Origin of the sequence: Williamsia sp. CHRR-6, assembly GCF_018474015.1 — a bacterium.
Lineage (GTDB): Bacteria > Actinomycetota > Actinomycetes > Mycobacteriales > Mycobacteriaceae > Williamsia_A.
In genome coordinates, this window is sequence record NZ_JAHCSG010000002.1 from 363,039 (window position 1) to 379,406 (window position 16,368).

16 protein-coding genes are annotated in these 16,368 nt (G+C 68.8%); 9 read left to right on the forward strand and 7 right to left on the reverse strand.

Going from position 1 to position 16,368, the window contains the following annotated elements; translation table 11 throughout:
• Positions 1-93: 93 nt before the first annotated feature.
• From KIK15_RS07545 to KIK15_RS07560, 4 genes are read left to right on the forward strand one after another with little or no spacing between them, the layout of a single operon-like run.
• Positions 94-792, forward strand: coding sequence for a TVP38/TMEM64 family protein (locus KIK15_RS07545; RefSeq protein WP_214243569.1), 699 nt, complete (start codon positions 94-96; stop codon positions 790-792).
• The gene (locus KIK15_RS07550; RefSeq protein ID WP_214243570.1) at positions 792-1,445 is read left to right on the forward strand and encodes a CDP-alcohol phosphatidyltransferase family protein; all 654 of its coding nucleotides are present in this window, start codon (positions 792-794) and stop codon (positions 1,443-1,445) included. Before KIK15_RS07545 ends, KIK15_RS07550 begins: the two co-directional genes overlap by 1 nt.
• Positions 1,442-2,875, forward strand: a complete 1,434-nt coding sequence (locus KIK15_RS07555; RefSeq protein WP_214243571.1) for an NAD(P)/FAD-dependent oxidoreductase — start codon at positions 1,442-1,444, stop codon at positions 2,873-2,875. The genes KIK15_RS07550 and KIK15_RS07555 overlap by 4 nt, the downstream gene beginning before the upstream one ends.
• A 1-nt stretch (position 2,876) precedes the next feature.
• The gene (locus tag KIK15_RS07560) at positions 2,877-3,530 is read left to right on the forward strand and encodes a class I SAM-dependent methyltransferase (protein ID WP_214243572.1); all 654 of its coding nucleotides are present in this window, start codon (positions 2,877-2,879) and stop codon (positions 3,528-3,530) included.
• On the opposite strand, the gene KIK15_RS18310 is transcribed toward KIK15_RS07560, so the two are convergent.
• From KIK15_RS18310 to KIK15_RS07580, 4 genes are read right to left on the reverse strand one after another with little or no spacing between them, the layout of a single operon-like run.
• Positions 3,520-4,332, reverse strand: a complete 813-nt coding sequence (locus KIK15_RS18310) for a carbohydrate ABC transporter permease (RefSeq protein WP_214243573.1) — start codon at positions 4,330-4,332, stop codon at positions 3,520-3,522. The two genes, KIK15_RS07560 and KIK15_RS18310, sit on opposite strands and share 11 nt — an antisense overlap.
• Before the next feature lie 32 nt (positions 4,333-4,364).
• On the reverse strand, positions 4,365-5,306 hold the full coding sequence (locus KIK15_RS07570; RefSeq protein ID WP_214243574.1) for a carbohydrate ABC transporter permease: 942 nt from the start codon (positions 5,304-5,306) through the stop codon (positions 4,365-4,367).
• Positions 5,307-5,308: 2 nt separating this feature from the next.
• Positions 5,309-6,589: an extracellular solute-binding protein gene (locus KIK15_RS07575; RefSeq protein ID WP_214243575.1), complete on the reverse strand. Its 1,281-nt coding sequence runs from the start codon at positions 6,587-6,589 to the stop codon at positions 5,309-5,311.
• 8 nt (positions 6,590-6,597) lie between these two features.
• Positions 6,598-7,590 (reverse strand): LacI family DNA-binding transcriptional regulator, encoded by a 993-nt coding sequence (locus tag KIK15_RS07580; protein WP_214243576.1) that lies wholly within the window; start codon positions 7,588-7,590, stop codon positions 6,598-6,600.
• A 256-nt stretch (positions 7,591-7,846) separates the two neighbouring features.
• Here KIK15_RS07580 and KIK15_RS07585 point away from each other — a divergent pair, with 256 nt between their 5' ends.
• Positions 7,847-9,598 (forward strand): DUF2207 domain-containing protein, encoded by a 1,752-nt coding sequence (locus KIK15_RS07585; protein ID WP_214243577.1) that lies wholly within the window; start codon positions 7,847-7,849, stop codon positions 9,596-9,598.
• 40 nt (positions 9,599-9,638) lie between these two features.
• Entirely contained in the window at positions 9,639-10,205 is a 567-nt protein-coding gene (locus tag KIK15_RS07590; RefSeq protein ID WP_214243578.1) for a LemA family protein, read from the forward strand.
• A 66-nt stretch (positions 10,206-10,271) separates the two neighbouring features.
• Here KIK15_RS07590 and KIK15_RS07595 read toward each other — a convergent pair whose 3' ends face one another.
• Positions 10,272-11,981 (reverse strand): FAD-binding dehydrogenase, encoded by a 1,710-nt coding sequence (locus KIK15_RS07595; protein WP_214243579.1) that lies wholly within the window; start codon positions 11,979-11,981, stop codon positions 10,272-10,274.
• A gap of 226 nt (positions 11,982-12,207) precedes the next feature.
• On the opposite strand from KIK15_RS07595, the gene KIK15_RS07600 reads away from it, so the two are divergent.
• Genes KIK15_RS07600 through KIK15_RS07610 form a run of 3 tightly spaced genes read left to right on the forward strand, consistent with a single transcriptional unit; the run spans position 12,208 to position 13,868 of the window.
• A complete protein-coding gene (locus KIK15_RS07600; RefSeq protein ID WP_214243580.1) occupies positions 12,208-12,426 on the forward strand; it encodes a hypothetical protein in 219 nt (72 codons plus the stop codon).
• A 55-nt stretch (positions 12,427-12,481) separates the two neighbouring features.
• The gene (locus KIK15_RS07605) at positions 12,482-12,943 is read left to right on the forward strand and encodes an NUDIX domain-containing protein (RefSeq protein ID WP_214243581.1); all 462 of its coding nucleotides are present in this window, start codon (positions 12,482-12,484) and stop codon (positions 12,941-12,943) included.
• 13 nt (positions 12,944-12,956) lie between these two features.
• Positions 12,957-13,868 (forward strand): ribokinase, encoded by a 912-nt coding sequence (locus KIK15_RS07610; RefSeq protein ID WP_214243582.1) that lies wholly within the window; start codon positions 12,957-12,959, stop codon positions 13,866-13,868.
• Here KIK15_RS07610 and KIK15_RS07615 read toward each other — a convergent pair.
• Both KIK15_RS07615 and KIK15_RS07620 read right to left on the reverse strand, forming a co-directional pair.
• Complete coding sequence (locus KIK15_RS07615; protein ID WP_214243583.1) at positions 13,814-16,030, reverse strand: cation-translocating P-type ATPase; 2,217 nt, start codon at positions 16,028-16,030, stop codon at positions 13,814-13,816. The two genes, KIK15_RS07610 and KIK15_RS07615, sit on opposite strands and share 55 nt — an antisense overlap.
• A complete protein-coding gene (locus tag KIK15_RS07620; protein ID WP_214243584.1) occupies positions 16,030-16,317 on the reverse strand; it encodes a DUF1490 family protein in 288 nt (95 codons plus the stop codon). The genes KIK15_RS07615 and KIK15_RS07620 overlap by 1 nt, the downstream gene beginning before the upstream one ends.
• Positions 16,318-16,368 lie beyond the last annotated feature (51 nt).

Sequence of the window (16,368 nt, forward strand, 5' to 3'; positions counted from 1 at the left end):
GATCATGGCACCGTGGTGTCAGCAGCGGCATGGCCCCCGCAGCTCCGCGTCACCCCGCCGCCCCGCCAGGCGGCCCTCGTCGAGAGGACCCCGATGCCCGTCGAGGCCGGAACTCGCCGTCGCGTGCCGATCCTACGGGTTGCGGTGCTGGTCACAGCCGTCATCGTGGTGGTGATCGTGGCCGGCACCGTCGACCTCGGCGACGCCGATCAGCTGCGCGCGCGGGTGGCCGAGTTCGGTGCCTGGGGCCCGGTGGTGTTCGTGCTGCTCTACGGGGGCCTGTCGGCCACGCCGTTTCCCGCCGGGGTGTTGACCATCGCCGCAGGGTTGGCGTTCGGGCTCCTCGGCGGGGTGGCCGTGGTGATGGTCGGCGCCACCATCGGTGCGGCGTTGGCGTTCGGGCTGGCCCGCACGGTGGGTCGCGACCTCGCGGTGCGGTTGGTCGGGTCGCCGATGGCCCGTCTAGACGGCTTCCTGGACCGCCGCGGCTTCGTCTCCGTCCTCACCGTGCGCCTCATCCCGGTGTTCCCGTTCGCGATCATCGGCTACGCCGCTGGATTGAGCGGCATCAGCGTGCGTGCCTATCTGGTCGGGACCGTGCTGGGGATGACGCCGGGGGTCATCGGCTACACCGCGCTGGGGGCCTACGGCACCTCGCCGTTGTCGTGGCCGTTCGCTGCGGCGGTCGTCTCGGTCGTGTTGATCGCGCTGGTGACCAACCGGCTGGCGTCGCGGTGGCAGCGCGACGGGACGCTGCCGGCCGCGGCCCCATCCGGCGACGAGGTCCGCTGATGTTCGACACCGTGTTGCGCCGTCGCCTGGCTCCGGTGCTCGATGCTGCCGCGGGCGCGATCGATCGACGGTTCCTCACCCCCGACCGGCTGACCGGCGCTGGTCTGATCCTGGGGCTGGCGTCGGCCGGCGCGGCTGGAATGGGGTGGTGGTGGCCATCACTGGCGTTGTGGCTGACCTCGCGGATAGCGGATGGTCTCGATGGTGCGCTCGCCCGCCGCCGCTGCACCGCGGGTGGGTCGGGTTCGGCGGCGGGTGGGTTCTTCGACATCACCGCCGACTTCTGCGTCTACGGCGCCACCGTTGTCGGAGTGGCGGTGGGAGCGACCACACAGTTCGGGGCCCCGTGGTGGCCGTTTCTGGCCGTGCTGCTGGCCTACTACGTCAACGGCACCGCGTTTCTGGCTTTCTCGTCCATCGCCGAGCGCGTCGGTACCCGCATCGACAGTGGACGATCATTGTCGTTTCTCGGTGGTCTCACCGAGGGGGCCGAGACCATCGTCGTGCACTCGCTGTGGCTGGTGATGCCCGGTGTGGCCGCCCCGATCGCGGTGGTGTGGGCGGTGCTGGTGGGGATGACCGCCTGCCACCGCATGGTGGTGGGCCATCGGATCCTGCGTGGTGCGCAGGGCAACGCCGAGGAGGTGGGATGAACCGGCCGGTTGATCTGCTGGTGATCGGTGGTGGCACCGCAGGCATCGTGGCCGCCAAGACCGCGGCCACCCTGGGGGCGCGGGTCGGGCTCGTCGAGGCCGACCGCCCGGGTGGTGACTGCCTGTGGCGGGGATGTGTCCCGTCCAAGACACTCATCGAGATCGCCTCGCGCACCGGGGCGTTTCTCGGCGACATGCGATCTGGTGGGCCTGCGGTGTTCGACCAGGTCCGGGCCGCCATCGCCGCGATTGCACCCATCGACTCGCCGGAGGCGTTGGCCGCCGCCGGAGTGCAGGTGATGTCCGGGCACGCGGAGTTCGTCGGTCCCGACGTGGTGGCAGTCGGCGACTCCACCATCGGTTTTCGCCGAGCGGTGCTGGCCACCGGGTCGGCCCCAGCCATCCCCGACGCCGTGGCCCTGGGCGCGGATGCCCTGATGACCCGCGGGATCGACCTGATGACGACCGACACCGTCTGGGATCGAACCGACATACCGTCGACCCTGGTGGTTCTCGGCGGCGGGGCGATCGGATGCGAGCTGGGTCAGGCGTTCGCGCGACTGGGAACACAGGTGACCCTCGTCGAACCCCGGCCGCAGTTGCTCACCGGATTCGATTCCCGCGCGGCACAGCTGGTGACCGCAGCGTTGCACGCCGACGGCGTTCGGGTGCTCACCGATCATCGGGTGGTGGGGTTCGACGGCGACACCCCGGCGAGCCCACGCCTGATGCTCACCTCGTCGCAGGCGACGACCTCGCTCGAGGCCCGGCACGTCCTGGTGGCGGCCGGACGCACCCCTCGTACCAGCGGAATCGGACTCGATCGTGCCGGGATCGATTGCAACGCAGTTGGATTCGTCACCGTGGATGCCACCCTACGGACCACCAACCCGAGGGTCTGGGCGGCCGGCGACCTGACCGGGCATCCTGCGCTGACCCACGTGGCCGGATCACACGCCAGCACCGCGGCCACCAATGCCGTGCTGGGACTGCGCCGGCGGGCCGCCACCCTCATCCCGCGCGTGGTGTTCACCGATCCCGAGGTGGCCGCGGTCGGCGAGTGCGACGTGCGCGCCCGCGGTGGACTGCGCGCGCTGACCGTGCCGCATCACGATGTGGACCGGGCGGTGACCGCTGCGCGCACCGACGGGTTCTCCACGATCGTCGTAGACCGGCGACACCGCATCGTCGGTGCCCTGGTGGTGGGACCCCGCGCGGGTGAGACCATCGGCGAGTTGGCGCTGGCGGTGAGCACCAGGTGCACCACCGCAGACCTGGCCGCCACCATGCACCCGTACCCCACCTACAACGACGGCCCCTGGAACGCGGCGGTGGCCGACGTCCGCGGCCGATTGTCCACGCCCGCAGTGGCATCGGCGCTACGCGCCGTCGTCGCGATCCGGGCCCGGTCGGGCCGGCGGGGGCGCTGAGATGCAGAAGTACACTGCCTCGGCCCGCTTCTACGACCTCATCTCCGCCGAGTGGCCGGTCTACCGTCGTGGCCGCGCCGCTGGGATGGCGCTGCTGGACCTGACCGTCGGCGACACCGTCGTCGACCTCGGATGTGGCACCGGCCTGAACTTTCCGTGGCTGTGGCGGCAGATCGGGCCCAGCGGACGGGTGATCGGTATCGATCGCAGCCCGGACATGCTGGCGCAGGCCGCCCGGCGGATCGCCCGGCACCGACCCGGATCGGCGGATCAGTTGATCCGATCAGATTGTGCCGATGTCGACTTCGCTGCGATCGACACCGGCGAGCACGGCCCGGTCCGGGCAGTGGTGGCCACCTACGCGCTGTCCCTGATGCCCGATCCGCACTCGGTTCTCCAGCGGGTGTGTGCCCAGCTCCCCGATGCTGCGGTGCTGGTGGTGGACATGGCGCAACCGGTGGGGCGCGGCCCGCTCGGCACCGCGCTGACGCGGTGGGTGGGTGCGCCGTTGGCCCGGGCCGCCTGCCGGGCCGGGGGAGCCGACATCACCGCGCGTCCCTGGCTGCACCTGCACACCCTGGCGCCCGACCATCGTGACGTGGAGGTCTGCGGCGGTCACATCCACGCCTGCGTCGGGCGATCACCTAGCTCTTGATCGCCCCACTGAACCCGCCCCGGACGAAATAGCGTTGAAAGATCAAGAACACCAACAGCACCGGGATGACCGACAGCACGAGGAAGGCGTTGAGCGCGCCGTAGTCGGTGCCGAACTGGGTGCTGAAGCTGCGCACGGCCAGTGGCACCGTCGCATTGCGTTGGCTCTGCAACAGAGTGGTGGCCATCGCGTATTCGTTCCAACTGGCCACGAAGTCGAGGATGAACAGCGCCGCCAGCGCCGGTCTGGCCAACGGTAGGAAGATCGACCAGAACTGACGCCACAGCGACGCGCCGTCGACCCGGGCCGCCTCCTCGAGTTCATCGGGGACGGCGCGAAAGAACCCGTAGAGCATGAAGATCTGGAATGGCACCCCAAAGGCCAGGTAGGGCAGGATGATTCCCCACCGAGAGTCCAGCAGATCCAGGTCGAGCATGGTGATGAACAACGGCCCCAACGTCACCTGCACCGGCACCAGGGCTCCGACGGTGAACGCGATGAGCACGATCATGTTGAGCCGGAACCGGATCCGGGCGATCGCGAAGGCCGCGGCCGCCGAGAGCAACAATCCCAGCGGGACCTTGATCACCGCGATCAGCATGCTGTTGCCCGCCGCAGTCCACAGGTCACCGACCTCGGTGGCGGTGGAATAGTTTGACCAGACCCAGTTCTTGGGCAGTTCCCAGGCGTGGGAGGTGTTCACCTCGCCCGGGCCCTTGAACGAGGTGAGGACCACGAAGACGAACGGCGCAGCCCAGACCGCCGCCGACACCGCCAACGCGATCCACAACCCGATGCTCACGTGATCACGCCCCCTGCGCAGACCCGCGGCGTTCACCGGGCTCGTTCCCTGCGCAGGGTCCACAGCAGGTATGGCACCACCAGCAGCAACGACACCACCAACAACACGGTGGTCACCGCGCCGCCCGCGCCGAAGTCGTTGTTGCTGAACGATTGGGTGTATCCCCACAACGCCAACACCTGGGTCGACTGCGCGGGCCCGCCGCCGGTCAACCCGACCACCAGGTCGAACACCTTGAGAGAGTTGATGCTCGTCAGCACCACCACCGCCACGGTGGTCGGTCGCAGCGCCGGGGCCATCACCGCCCAGAACGTGGTCCAGCGGCCGGCTCCGTCCAGCCGCGCCGCCGCCATCAGCTCCTCGGGAATCTGTTGCAGCCCAGCCAGGAACAGCACCATCCCGAATCCGACGCCCTGCCACACCGACGCCGCAAAGATCGAGTACAACGCGATCGTCGGGTCGCCCAACCACTCTGGTGACCACCGCCCCAGTCCCACCGCACGCATCAGCTGGTCGGCCGCCCCGAGAACAGGGTCATAGATCCACTTCCACATCGCGGCCACGCTGATCGAGGCGAACACCGCGGGTAGGTAGAACACCGAGCGGAACACGTTGCGCCCGCGCATGTGTCGGTTGAGGGCCAGGGCCAGGGCCAGGCTCAACGCCATCGGTATGGCCAGCGAGAGCACCACCCAGATCATCGTGTTGCGCAACGCGATCCAGAACACCGCGTCGGTGGTCACCAGGCGTCGATAGTTGTCCAGGCCCACCCACCGCTGGGGGGAGGCGGCGAATCCATCCCAGGAGTACAGCGACAGTCGGACGGTGTCGAACATCGGCCAGACGACGAAATAGCCGTACAGGATGGCCGCAGGCAGCAGGAACGCCACCGCCGTGGGCCAACGCCGTCGCGCCACCGGTGAACGGCGGGCCGGGCCGGGGTCGGCGTCAGGCGGCGTAGAGGTGCTGGTCATCGTCACCTCCGCCGTTGTTCGGCGTCGATGAACTCCTGGAACCGTGGCCCGGCCGCGGCCGGTGACATCAGCCCGGTCAACACCGAATCCTGGATGCGCCAGTACTCGGTGGTGCGATCGAGCGCAAAGCTCTGATCGCTGTTCAGATACAGCCCGCGGCCGCCGCCGTAGATCGGCGGCCACTGTTGATCGAGTGCATTCCGCGTCGACGGGCCCACCGCGGCGTTGACCGACAACGCCGACCAGACGCCGACATTCGCGCGCTGGACAGGGGTGGAGGTGGCGTAGTCGAGAAAGGCCGCGGCCTGATCGGGATGACGGCTGCGGGCGCTGATGTACATGGCCTCGCCGAACCCGTAGGTGCGGCCGGTGCCGGTGGGGAAGGAGAACACCCCGATCGAGTTCGGGTTGACACCTGCATCGGTCACCTGGGTGTTGAACCAGTTGCCCTCGATGACCATGGCCGCGCGGCCGCGGACGAACTGCGCCACCGCCTGGTCGCGATCGGTACCCATGAACCCCTTGTTCAGGTAGCGCTGGCCCCAGCGCTTGAGCTCAGTGAACGCCGTTGTCACGCAGGGCTCGCGAGCCCAGGATGCGCGTCCGGACGCCAGTGCGTCGTGGGTGGCTGCACCACAGGTGGTCTCGATCAGCGAGTCCAGCAGCCGCATCACAAACCAGCCCACGGTGCCTCCGGTGGCCAACGGCACGATCCCCGCGGCGCGTAGGCGTTCGGCCGTGGCGACGAGCGCAGCGTAGGTGGTGGGCACACTGGTGATGCCCGCGCGGGCGAACAGATCCCGGTTGTAGAACAGGCCCTGACCCTGCAGGGTCCACGGAACACCCTGGTAGCCACCGTAAGCGGTGATGTAGCGCATCGAATCGGGGGTGAATCGGCGCGTCCACCCGTAGCGAAGGTAATAGCGGGTGAGGTCGAGGCTGACATCGCGCGCCACCAGGGCACCGCCCAGCCCCGGACCCGCCCAGTACCAATAGATGTCAGGGCCGGCGGGTGTTCCCGATGACTGGCGCATCGCCTGCTTGTGCGCGTCAGTTGCGCGTTGTTCCACGGTGATCCGGGTGGTGGGGTCGTGCCGCTGGTAGCCGGCGACGATCGTTCTCAGCGCGGCCAGCTTGGTGGGGGACTGGGTGTTGATCCACAACGACAGGTGGATTCGACCATCAGATCGACTCGACGGCGAGCACCCGGACAGCACCGCCAGCGTGACCATCAGCGTGATCACCACCAGCGACGCCACGCTGGTCCGGTGATGCACCTGCACCCGACCGATCATCGTGGCCGCGGGCTACCGGTCGACTTCCGGACGATCAGCTCGGGTGAGACCAGCACCTGCGGGCCCCCCTCGCCACCCATGATCCGACGGTGGATGACGCCGAAACCCTCGAAGCCCAGGCGTTGGAAGTCGATGCGCACCGTGGTCAGCGGAGGTGCGAAGAAGCGGGTGTCGGGCATGTCGTCCACCCCGACGATGGAGAAGTCGTGCGGCGCGTGCAGACCCCGTTCGCGCATGGCGTGCAGAAACCCCAACGCCAGTTCGTCGTTGGCGGCGAACACCGCGGTGAAGATGTCGGTGTCCACCCGCGACCCGATCGCCGCACCCGCCTCGGCTGTCCAATCCTCGGCGAACACCACCGGTCCCGCCTCCACCTGCGCCGCCGCCATCGCGTCGAGGTATCCCACCCGTCGTTCCTCGGTCTCGTTGCGCAGCACCGGCCCGGCCAGATGCAGGATTCGACGATGCCCCAGCCCCAGCAGATGGTTGGTGGCCTGCGCCCCCGTGGTACGCGAGTCGGCGATCGCGGTGTCGGCCACCGCCCAGGGACGCGCGGTCAGCGCCAGCACCGGAACGGTCTCCCAGAGCCGGTCCATCAGCGCCTCGGTGCCGGGGTACGGGGTGGCGACTGCGATGGCGTCGACCTGCATCGACATGAAGTTGTCCAGCGCGCGACGCACGTCCCCGGCGCCCACGGTGGGGTCGGGGCCGGTGTCGAGCTGGCTGATGACCAGGGAGAAACCGTTGGAGCGAGCGGCAGACCCCAGCCCCATCAGGATCGAGGAGTTGCCATGGTTGGGCTGGCCCAGGGTGAGGACGCCGATCGTGTCGGTGTGGTTGACACGCAGGTTGCGAGCCACCCGGTTGTGGCGGTAGCCCAACTGCGCGACCGCGTCCTCGATGCGAACCCGGGTCTCGGCGCTGACATAGCCAGACCCGGTGAAGTAGCGCGAGACGGTCTGGGCGGAGACCTCCGCGACCCGGCCCACGTCAGCCATGCTCGGCCGGGGGCGATGATTGCGGCCGTAGGGCATGGCGGAACACCTCATCGACAGGGAGAACGTGCGGGTCGCCCGCAGCTGCAGACCCGTCCAACCTAGGGCACCGCACCCTGGAATGCTTTTCGGGGACCGTGACTTTGGCGTCATCTCCCGCCCGACCGCACAGTTATCGATAACTGGCCTACGGGGCTGGGGGTGTTCTCGTCCACCCTCGTCGAACATCAGGCGGGGCTATGCTCTCGCCATGAAACGGGCGCTGACGATCCTGATCGGCCTGATCGTGGCGACCGCGGCGATGTTCCTGCCCGTGCTGTTCACCAGCGGGGGCGACTCCCCGTCGGAGCCGGAGTCGTCGATCATCACCGACTACCAGGCCACCTTCGACGTGGCCGCCGACGGGGAACTGACCGCCACCGAGACCATCGACGTCGAGTTCCCGCTGTTCCGGCACGGGATCTTCCGGTTCTTCGACGTCGTGGACCCCAACAACACTCGTGTTCGCCTGGTGCCCCACGACATCACGGTCACCCGCGACGGACGGCCCGAACGGCTCGACACCAGCACCCAGCGCGGCGGCCGGTATGTGGTGGCCAAGATCGGTGATCCGAACACCACCATCGACGGCAACCACCGCTACGAGTTGCGCTACCGGATCCCCGGCGCGTTGTCGCGGGCATCGAAGCCGAAGTCGGGCGCCCAGTTCTACTGGAACGTCATCCCCGGCGGGTGGCGTATGCCCATCCAGCAGAGCTCGATCACGGTGAATCTGCCTGCAGCACCAGCGGATACCCGGTGCGCGATCGGTGCGGGCGCATCGGGGGGATGCACCACGCAGGTGCGCGGCAACGCCCTGTCGATCAGCACGGGGGCGCTGCAACCGCAGACCCCGGTGACCGTGCAGACCTTTTTGGCCATCGCCACCCCGAGCCGCACCGAGCTGCCCTGGTCGCAGACCCTCGACGACGTGTTCGGTCGGTCGGTGCCGTGGCTGGGTGCTGTCCTGGCCCTGACGCTTCTCGCGGCGATCGGTGCCGCGCTGATCGTGCGGGCCACCCATGAGGCTGATCCCGCTTTTCCGCTCATGTACGCACCGCCGCCGGGGATCGGTCCCGCCCAGGGCGCTTTCGTGCTCACCGAGAGCAGCGGAGACGACCTGTATGCGGCCACCCTGCTGGAGCTCGGTGACAAGAAGGTGGTCACCCTGGACAAGCAGAACGACGTCTGGGCGATCACCGGTGCACCCGGCGGCAACCTCGCCACGGTCGACGAGGTGAGTCGATCGGTCGCCAGCAGCCTCGGGATCACCCCGGGCACAACGTTTCTGGCCGAACCGGGGAATGTGGAGATCGGCAGGCAGCTGCGCACCGTGCGGGGCACCTTCGACTCCCAACTGTCCTCGTGGGCCTCCCGCGAGAAACTGTTGGTGGTGTCCATTGCGGGTCTGTACGGCCGGCTGCTGCTCGGGGTGTTCGCGCTGGGCGCGGCTGCGCTGTACTTCTTCAACCCGTTTCACATGTCGGTGCTGGGGCTGCCCCTGGGGGTGTTCGCCGCGGTGGCGCTGCCGGTGTTGGAGCCGGGGGCCACCACGTTCCGTACCGCCGGCGGGCGAGCGTTGTGGTCGCAGCTCGGGGGGTTCCGGCGGGTGCTGGGGACCCGATCGAGCGAGGCCCGGTTCGATTTCAGCGGTCGTCGTGAGCTCTACACCGCCTACATCCCGTGGGCGGTGGCGTTCGGGGTGGCCGACGTGTGGGCCGAGAAGTACCGCGTGCAGTTCCGCGAAGAGCCGCCGATGCCCGGCTACATCGGTCCCGGCTTCGGTTACCTTCCCGGCTCGACGATGAACCCCATGGGTTCGTTCGCGTCGGACTTCAACGGCACCGTCGACTCCGCCATCAGTGCCTACCAGGCCACCCAGCGCTCCAGTTCGTCCGGCGGTGGTGGGGGAGGGTTCTCCGGCGGCGGCGGTGGGGGCGGTGGCGGCGGCGGATCATGGTGATCGGCGCCCTGATTCGACATGACAGAAATGGAGTGAGCACATGGTGATCGTGGTCCTGATCGTGATTCTGGTGTTGGTCGTCGCGCTGGTGGGGTTCGGTGTGATCGGTTTCAACAAGTTGCGCAAGGCCGACATCGGCGCCCAGGAGGCGCTCGGTGGCATCGACGTTGCGCTGACCCGCCGGGCCGACCTGATCCCCAACCTGGTCAACACCGTGAAAGGCTATGCCGCGCATGAGAAGGGCGTGTTCGAGGCGGTGACTGCGGCGCGTTCTCGGGTGGCTGCGGCGGCCACCAGTCCGTCGGTGCCGGAGAAGGCGGCCGCTGACGCCGAACTGGGCAAGGCGCTGGTGAACGTGATGGCGGTGGCCGAGGCCTACCCAGATCTCAAGGCCAACACCGGATTCCTTGATCTGCAAAGCCAGCTGACCGACACCGAGAACCAGATCTCCTTCGCCCGGCAGTTCTACAACGACGCGGTGACCACGCTGAACACTCTGGTTCAGACCATCCCGTGGATGTTCTTCGCCGGCTTCGCCAAGGTCACCAAGCGCGAGTTCTACAAGGCGCCAGAGGGCCAACAGGCGCCGCCGACGGTCAGTTTCTGACCAGCGGGCGTCGGTGTCGTCAGGAACTTCCGCCCACTCGACGGGGTTTTCCGCCCACTCGACGGGTCAGCGGGAGCCCAGGGCAGCGGCCAGGTCGCGGCCGGCGGTGCGCCCGGAGAACAGGCATCCGCCCAAGAAGGTGCCCTCCAACGAGTTGTAGCCGTGCACGCCACCACCGCCGAAGCCGGCGGCTTCACCTGCGGCGTACAGCCCCGGCACCGGCGAGCCGTCGGCGCGCAACGCCCGCGACGACAGGTCGGTCTGGATGCCACCCAACGACTTTCGGGTCAGCACGTGAAGCTTTACCGCAATGAGCGGCCCGTGGGCGGGGTCGGTCAGCTTGCCCAACGACGCCGTGCGGCCGAGGCGTTCGCCGATGAACGAGCGCGAGTTGCGGATCGCCATGATCTGGCTGTCCTTGCAGTAGGCGTTGTCCAACTGGGCGTCCCGAGCCTCGACGATCCCGCGGACCGCAGCGGGGTCGAGCATGTCTTCGGTGGTCAGTGCGTTCATCCCAGACACCAGTTCCTCTACGGTGTCGGCGGTGACGAAATCGGCACCGCGGCGCAGGAACTCGCGGACCGGACCGGGTGCCCCCTTGCCCAGGACCCGTTCGCGCAGCAGACCGCGTTTGTCGCCGGAGGTGATGTCGGGATTCTGTTCCGAGCCCGACAGCGCGAACTCCTTGGCGACGATGTGCTGGTTGAGCACGAACCAGGAGTGGTCGTGGCGCGCGATGTCTGCGGTGGTCCGCAGATGCGCCAGCGTGCTCAACGTGTCGAATCCGGGCAGGCACGGGTCGGGCATCCGGCGCCCCAGTGCGTCCAGCCACAGCGATGACGGTCCGGGCAGGATCCGGATGCCGTGCGAGGGCCAGATCGGGTCGTAGTTGATCACACCTTCGGTGTAGTGCCACATGCGATCTCGGTTGACCAGGCGCGCGCCGGTGGCGGCGGTGATGTCGAGCATCCGGCCGTCGACGTACGCAGGCACACCGGTGATCATGTGGGTGGGCGCGGTTCCCAGGCGCGCAGGCCAGTACCGCCGCACCAGATCGTGGTCACCCCCGATGCCCCCGGAGGTGACCACCACGGCCTGCGCGGTCAGCTCGAAGTCGCCGACGACGGTCCGGTTGGACGGCGCGCCGCGAGGTGAATCATCAGCTGCCAGCAGTGATCCCCGCACCCCGATCACCGCACCGCCTTGCGTCACCACCTCGTCTACCCGGTGTCGGTGGTGAAAGGTCAAGCGCCCGTTGTCATGTGCGCGGTGCGCCGACTCGGCGAACGGGCGCACCACCCCGGTCCCGGTGCCCCAGGCCACGTGGAATCGGGGTACGGAGTTGCCGTGGGCGTCGGCGCGCAGCCCTCCGCGTTCGGCCCAGCCGACGGTGGGCAGGAACGTCACCCCGTGCGAGTTCAGCCATGGACGTTTTTCGCCGGCGGCGAACTCCACGTACGCCCTGGCCCACCGGATCGCCCACTCGTCCTCACCGCCGACGGTGCCTGCCGCGGTGGTCACCGGGTCCACCCGGTCGAAACCTGCGCTGTTGCGCCAGTCGCTCCAGGCCAACTCGAACGAGTCCTTGACGCCCAGGCGACGTTGCGCGGGGCTGTCGACGAAGAACAGCCCACCGAACGACCACCAGGCCTGGCCGCCGAGGTTGGCTGCGTTCTCCTGATCCAGCAGGGCCACCCGGTGCCCGGCGGCGGTCAACTCGTGTGCGGCGACCAGTCCGGCCAGGCCGGCTCCCACCACGATGACGTCGGTGTCCATGGCTGCTCCTCGTCGACATCGCGCTGCGATCGACGCACGTCGCCATCGATCGTGACCCGACGATAACGCCCGGGTACCCGTCCTGGTGGTCGAGGACGACACCTCGGTGCGGCGCGTTGGGGCGTTGACGCAAAGATGAACGGAAGGTGTCCGCTGACCGATCCTCAGGTTGCGATGTGATGACGAAATATTTGTCACGGTGATTATTTCTCGCCACTATGGGCTCATGGTGTCCGTGATCCTCCTCGCGCTCGTGGGCTGGTTCGGCGCTGCCGTCGTCACGGCACTCGTGGTGGGTGCGATGATCGCCCGCAGCGACGCCGACCGCATCCCGCCCGATCGGCACCACACCGACGACCCGACGTCTGATGATCCCCGCGGGGATGAGTCGGTGCGTTCGGTGGATCGGGCGGACCGTAGTCCCAGCGGGCTACGTCTGCGTTGACCCTCTCGGCGGTGCGCACCCGTCCGCTGAGGTGAGGCATGCGACCATTCTCGACGTGCCGACACGCAGCGCTGGACTGGTGGTGTTCCGGGGCCAGGCCGATGCACTCGAGGTGATCCTGGTCCATCCGGGGGGACCGTTCTACGCCCGCCGCGACGAAGGCGTCTGGTCGGTACCCAAGGGCCTCTACGACCCCGACGAGGCGGCGCTGGACGCGGCGCGCCGCGAGTTCACCGAGGAGACCTCGATCCCCGCGCCCGAGGGTGCGGTGATCGAACTCGGGGACGTGGCGCAGAAGGGCGGCAAGGTGGTGACCGCGTTCGCGGTGCGTGGTGACCTCGACCTCACCCACGCGGTGAGCAACGAGTTCGAGATGGAGTGGCCGCGCGGCTCGGGCCGGATGCGCAGTTTCCCTGAGGTGGACCGCATCGAGTGGTTCGACCTGGACACGGCGCGGACCAAGCTGTTGCCCGCGCAGCTCCCGTTCCTCGACCGACTACACGCGGCCCTCTCGTGAATCAGACCCTGTCGTGAATCAGATCGTGGTGGTCGGTTCGGTGAACCTCGACGTGGTGCTCGACGTCGATCGTCTCCCGCGGGCCGGGGAGACGGTGATCGCGCGCGGCGTGCGCACCAACCTCGGTGGTAAAGGCGCCAATCAGGCTGCTGCAGCACGTATCTCAGCAGGCGGGGTCACGTTCGTGGGGCGGGTCGGTGCCGACGACGCGGGTGTGCGCTTGCGTGATGAGCTCAGCGCGGCGGGAGTACACGTCGACCTGTTGGCGCAGGCTCCCGGCGTCCCCAGCGGGGTGGCCTACATCCAGGTGGGCGCCGGCGACAACACCATCGTGGTGGCCTCCGGTGCCAACGCCACGTTCACCGAACTGGCGCCCGCCGAGGTCGACGCCGTGCGTGCCGCGACGGTCGTGGTGTGCCAGTTGGAGATCCCCGATCCGGTCGTCGAACAGGTGGCCCAGGTCGCGTCCGGTCGTCTGGTGCTCAACGCCGCGCCAGCGCGCCCGCTACCTGATGCGGTGACATCACGCTGTGATCCGTTGGTGGTCAACGAGACCGAGCTGGCCGAGTTCACCGGGACCGACACCGGCTCGGTCGAGTCGGTGCTCGTCGCGGCGCAGACGATGCGCGCGCAGGGGGTGCGCAGTGTGGTGGTCACCCTCGGTGGCGCCGGCGCGGTGTGGGTGGATGCCGGTGGCAGCGGACACCACCGGGCGAGCGCGGTTCCGGTGGTCGACACCACCGGTGCCGGCGATCTGTTCGTCGGCACCCTGGCTGCCCAGCTGGCCGCCGGGGCGCCGTTGTCCACGGCGGTGTCGGTGGGCACCGCCGTGGCGTCGTTGTCGGTGACCCGCCCCGGGACCATCGCGTCCTATCCCACTCCCGCCGAGGTCGCCGCGGTCGTCGCAGGCGTGTCCACGCGATAGCGGATGAGACGAGAACTGTTGGCCACCACCGCCACCGACGACGCGTTGTGCAGCACGGCGGCGAGCACCGGCGACAGGGCCCCACCGGCTCCGATGAGTAGTCCGATGGCGTTGACCGCGATGGCCATCCCGTAGTTCTGACGGATCAGGTCCACGGTGCGGCTGCCGAGTTCACGGACGTCGGCCAGTTTGGTCAGGTCGTCACCGGCCAGGGCGATGTCGGCGGCTTCCACGGCCACGTCGGTACCCCTGATGCCCATGGCGATACCGATGTCGGCGGCCGCCAGCGCCGGTGCGTCGTTCACCCCGTCGCCGACCACGGCCACCACGTGACCTGCCTCTTGCAGCTCTCGCACGGTGGCCAGTTTGTCCTCCGGCATCACCTCGGCGTGCCACTCGTCGATACCGAGCTCGGCGGCCACCGCGGCGGCGGTGGCGGGATGGTCGCCGGTCAGCATGGCGATGCGGGAGACACCGATTCGCCGGAGATCGGCCACCACGGCGGCCGCCTCCGGGCGTACCTCGTCGCGCAGGCTGATCAACCCGACCAGGGCCCCGTCGACGGCCAGCAGCAGCGGCGTCTCGGCGCGCGAGCGCATGTCGGCCACCCACCGCTCGGCCTCGGCGCTGACCGCCACGTTCTCGCCGGCCAGGAACGACGGCGAGCCCAGCAGCAGGATGCGTCCGTCGGCGTAGGTGCGCATGCCCAGACCCACCAACACCTCGCACTCCTCGTGCGGGGGGATCTCGATGCGGCGTTCGGTGGTGGACCGGATCACGGCCTGCGCCAACGGATGTCGGGAGTGGATCTCCGAGCTCGCGGCGTAGGCCAGCACCTGCTCGGGCTGCCAGTCGTCGTGGAAGGAGACGACGTTGGTGACGATCGGACGACCCTGGGTCAGCGTGCCCGTCTTGTCGAACACCACCGCGTCGAACCCGCCTGCGCGCTCGAGATGCGATCCGCCCTTGATCAGGATCCCCCGCCGTGCGCCGTTGCCGATGGCGGCGCTGATGGCGGTCGGGGTGGACAGCCCCACCGCGCACGGGCAGGCGATCAGCAGCATCGTCATCGCGCGGCGGACATCCAGGGTGACGGCAAGTGTCAACGCGGACAACAAGAACGAGGCAGGCACGAAACGCCGGGAGAAGTTCTCGCCGACGGTCTGGATGGGAGCGCGGTCAGCCTGGGCCTGCTCGACGCGGGCGATGATGCGTCCGATGGTGGTGTTGTCACCCACGGCCTCGGCACGCAACACCAGCCGACCGGACACGACCACCGAGCCGGCGTAGATCTGAGCCCCCAGGCCCACGGCCACGGGCAGGCTCTCGCCGGTGATGGCGGATTGGTCGACCAGGGCGTCGCCGTCGACGACGACACCGTCGATGGGCACCGCGACGTGATCGTGCACCACCACCTCGTTGCCCACCTCCAGCGACTCGATGCCCACCTGCACCTCGGTGCCGTCGGGCAGGCGGATCCAAGCGGTGTCCTGGTTGCCGCGCAACAGATCCGAGATGGCGCGCCGCGTGCGGCGCAGCGTGAGGTCTTGGAGGAACTCGCCGATGTTGAGCAACCACAGCACGGTCAGCGCGACCACGTTCTCACGCAGCAGCAGGCTGGCCACGGTGGCGGCCGACACCAGTGCGTCGGTACCGGCCCGACCCCCGCGCAGCGTGCGCAGCGCGCCCCGCAGGAACGGATAGCCGGTGAAGATGGTGACGCCGGTGGCCACCAGTCGGCTGCCCGGCCCCAGCAGTGGCGGCCGGTTGAGGCCGTAGCGCCGAATACCCAACAGGGCCAGCATGATTCCGCCGGCCGCCATCCGGACGATGTCGCCGTTGGCGATCTCGGTGGAGTACGGCGCGCGCGCGGGCAGCGTCTCTGCGGGTGTGGTTGCCGCTGCGGCGATCGCCGAGCGGATGGCGGTGCGGTCGGTGGTGGCGCGGAACCAGACCACGATCGACGCCGTGCGCGGGTAGGCGTGTACCGCCCGCACCCCGGGTACCCGTAACACCAACTCTTCCACGGCAACCGCGCGAACCGAGGAACCGCGCAACCATGGGGCGCGGATGCGCAGTCGCCCGGCGGCATCGGAGAGCAGGGTCAGATCGTCGGTCGGGTCGGCGTCTGCGGGGGCGACGCGCGTGAGCGTCGCGGTCATCAGTGGTCGTGATCGTGGTCGTGACCGCCGCCCACGCCGGGCGGGGTGGTTTCCTCGCCGACGCGCTCTTTGGCCTCGGCCACCACGTCGGCCACCGCGAGCCGAGCGTTCTCGGCTCCGGCCTCGGCCACCCGGGTGCCGCGGATGGCCCACGAGGTGGCCACCACGGCGCTCTCGCGCAGCGAGACGTTCTTCACCACGCGCTTGGTCAGGTCGTAGGCGGCAGCACCGACGGCGCCGGTGACGACGGTCCCGGCGGCGGCGCGGAGAAAGGAGGTGGTCGACATCGCAGGTCCTTCGAGTTGATGACAACGTATCTCGTTGAACTTACTCGATGG

Excerpts from the sequence above, each read along its gene's own strand:
- KIK15_RS07550 (WP_214243570.1), top strand. The coding sequence starts at position 792 with ATGTTCGACACCGTGTTGCGCCGTCGCCTGGCTCCGGTGCTCGATGCT.
- KIK15_RS07620 (WP_214243584.1), bottom strand. The coding sequence starts at position 16,317 with ATGTCGACCACCTCCTTTCTCCGCGCCGCCGCCGGGACCGTCGTCACC.
- KIK15_RS07595 (WP_214243579.1), bottom strand. The coding sequence starts at position 11,981 with ATGGACACCGACGTCATCGTGGTGGGAGCCGGCCTGGCCGGACTGGTC.
- KIK15_RS07545 (WP_214243569.1), top strand. The coding sequence starts at position 94 with ATGCCCGTCGAGGCCGGAACTCGCCGTCGCGTGCCGATCCTACGGGTT.
- KIK15_RS07615 (WP_214243583.1), bottom strand. The coding sequence starts at position 16,030 with ATGACCGCGACGCTCACGCGCGTCGCCCCCGCAGACGCCGACCCGACC.
- KIK15_RS07585 (WP_214243577.1), top strand. The coding sequence starts at position 7,847 with ATGAAACGGGCGCTGACGATCCTGATCGGCCTGATCGTGGCGACCGCG.
- KIK15_RS07600 (WP_214243580.1), top strand. The coding sequence starts at position 12,208 with ATGGTGTCCGTGATCCTCCTCGCGCTCGTGGGCTGGTTCGGCGCTGCC.
- KIK15_RS07555 (WP_214243571.1), top strand. The coding sequence starts at position 1,442 with ATGAACCGGCCGGTTGATCTGCTGGTGATCGGTGGTGGCACCGCAGGC.
- KIK15_RS07560 (WP_214243572.1), top strand. The coding sequence starts at position 2,877 with ATGCAGAAGTACACTGCCTCGGCCCGCTTCTACGACCTCATCTCCGCC.
- KIK15_RS07570 (WP_214243574.1), bottom strand. The coding sequence starts at position 5,306 with ATGACCAGCACCTCTACGCCGCCTGACGCCGACCCCGGCCCGGCCCGC.
- KIK15_RS07590 (WP_214243578.1), top strand. The coding sequence starts at position 9,639 with ATGGTGATCGTGGTCCTGATCGTGATTCTGGTGTTGGTCGTCGCGCTG.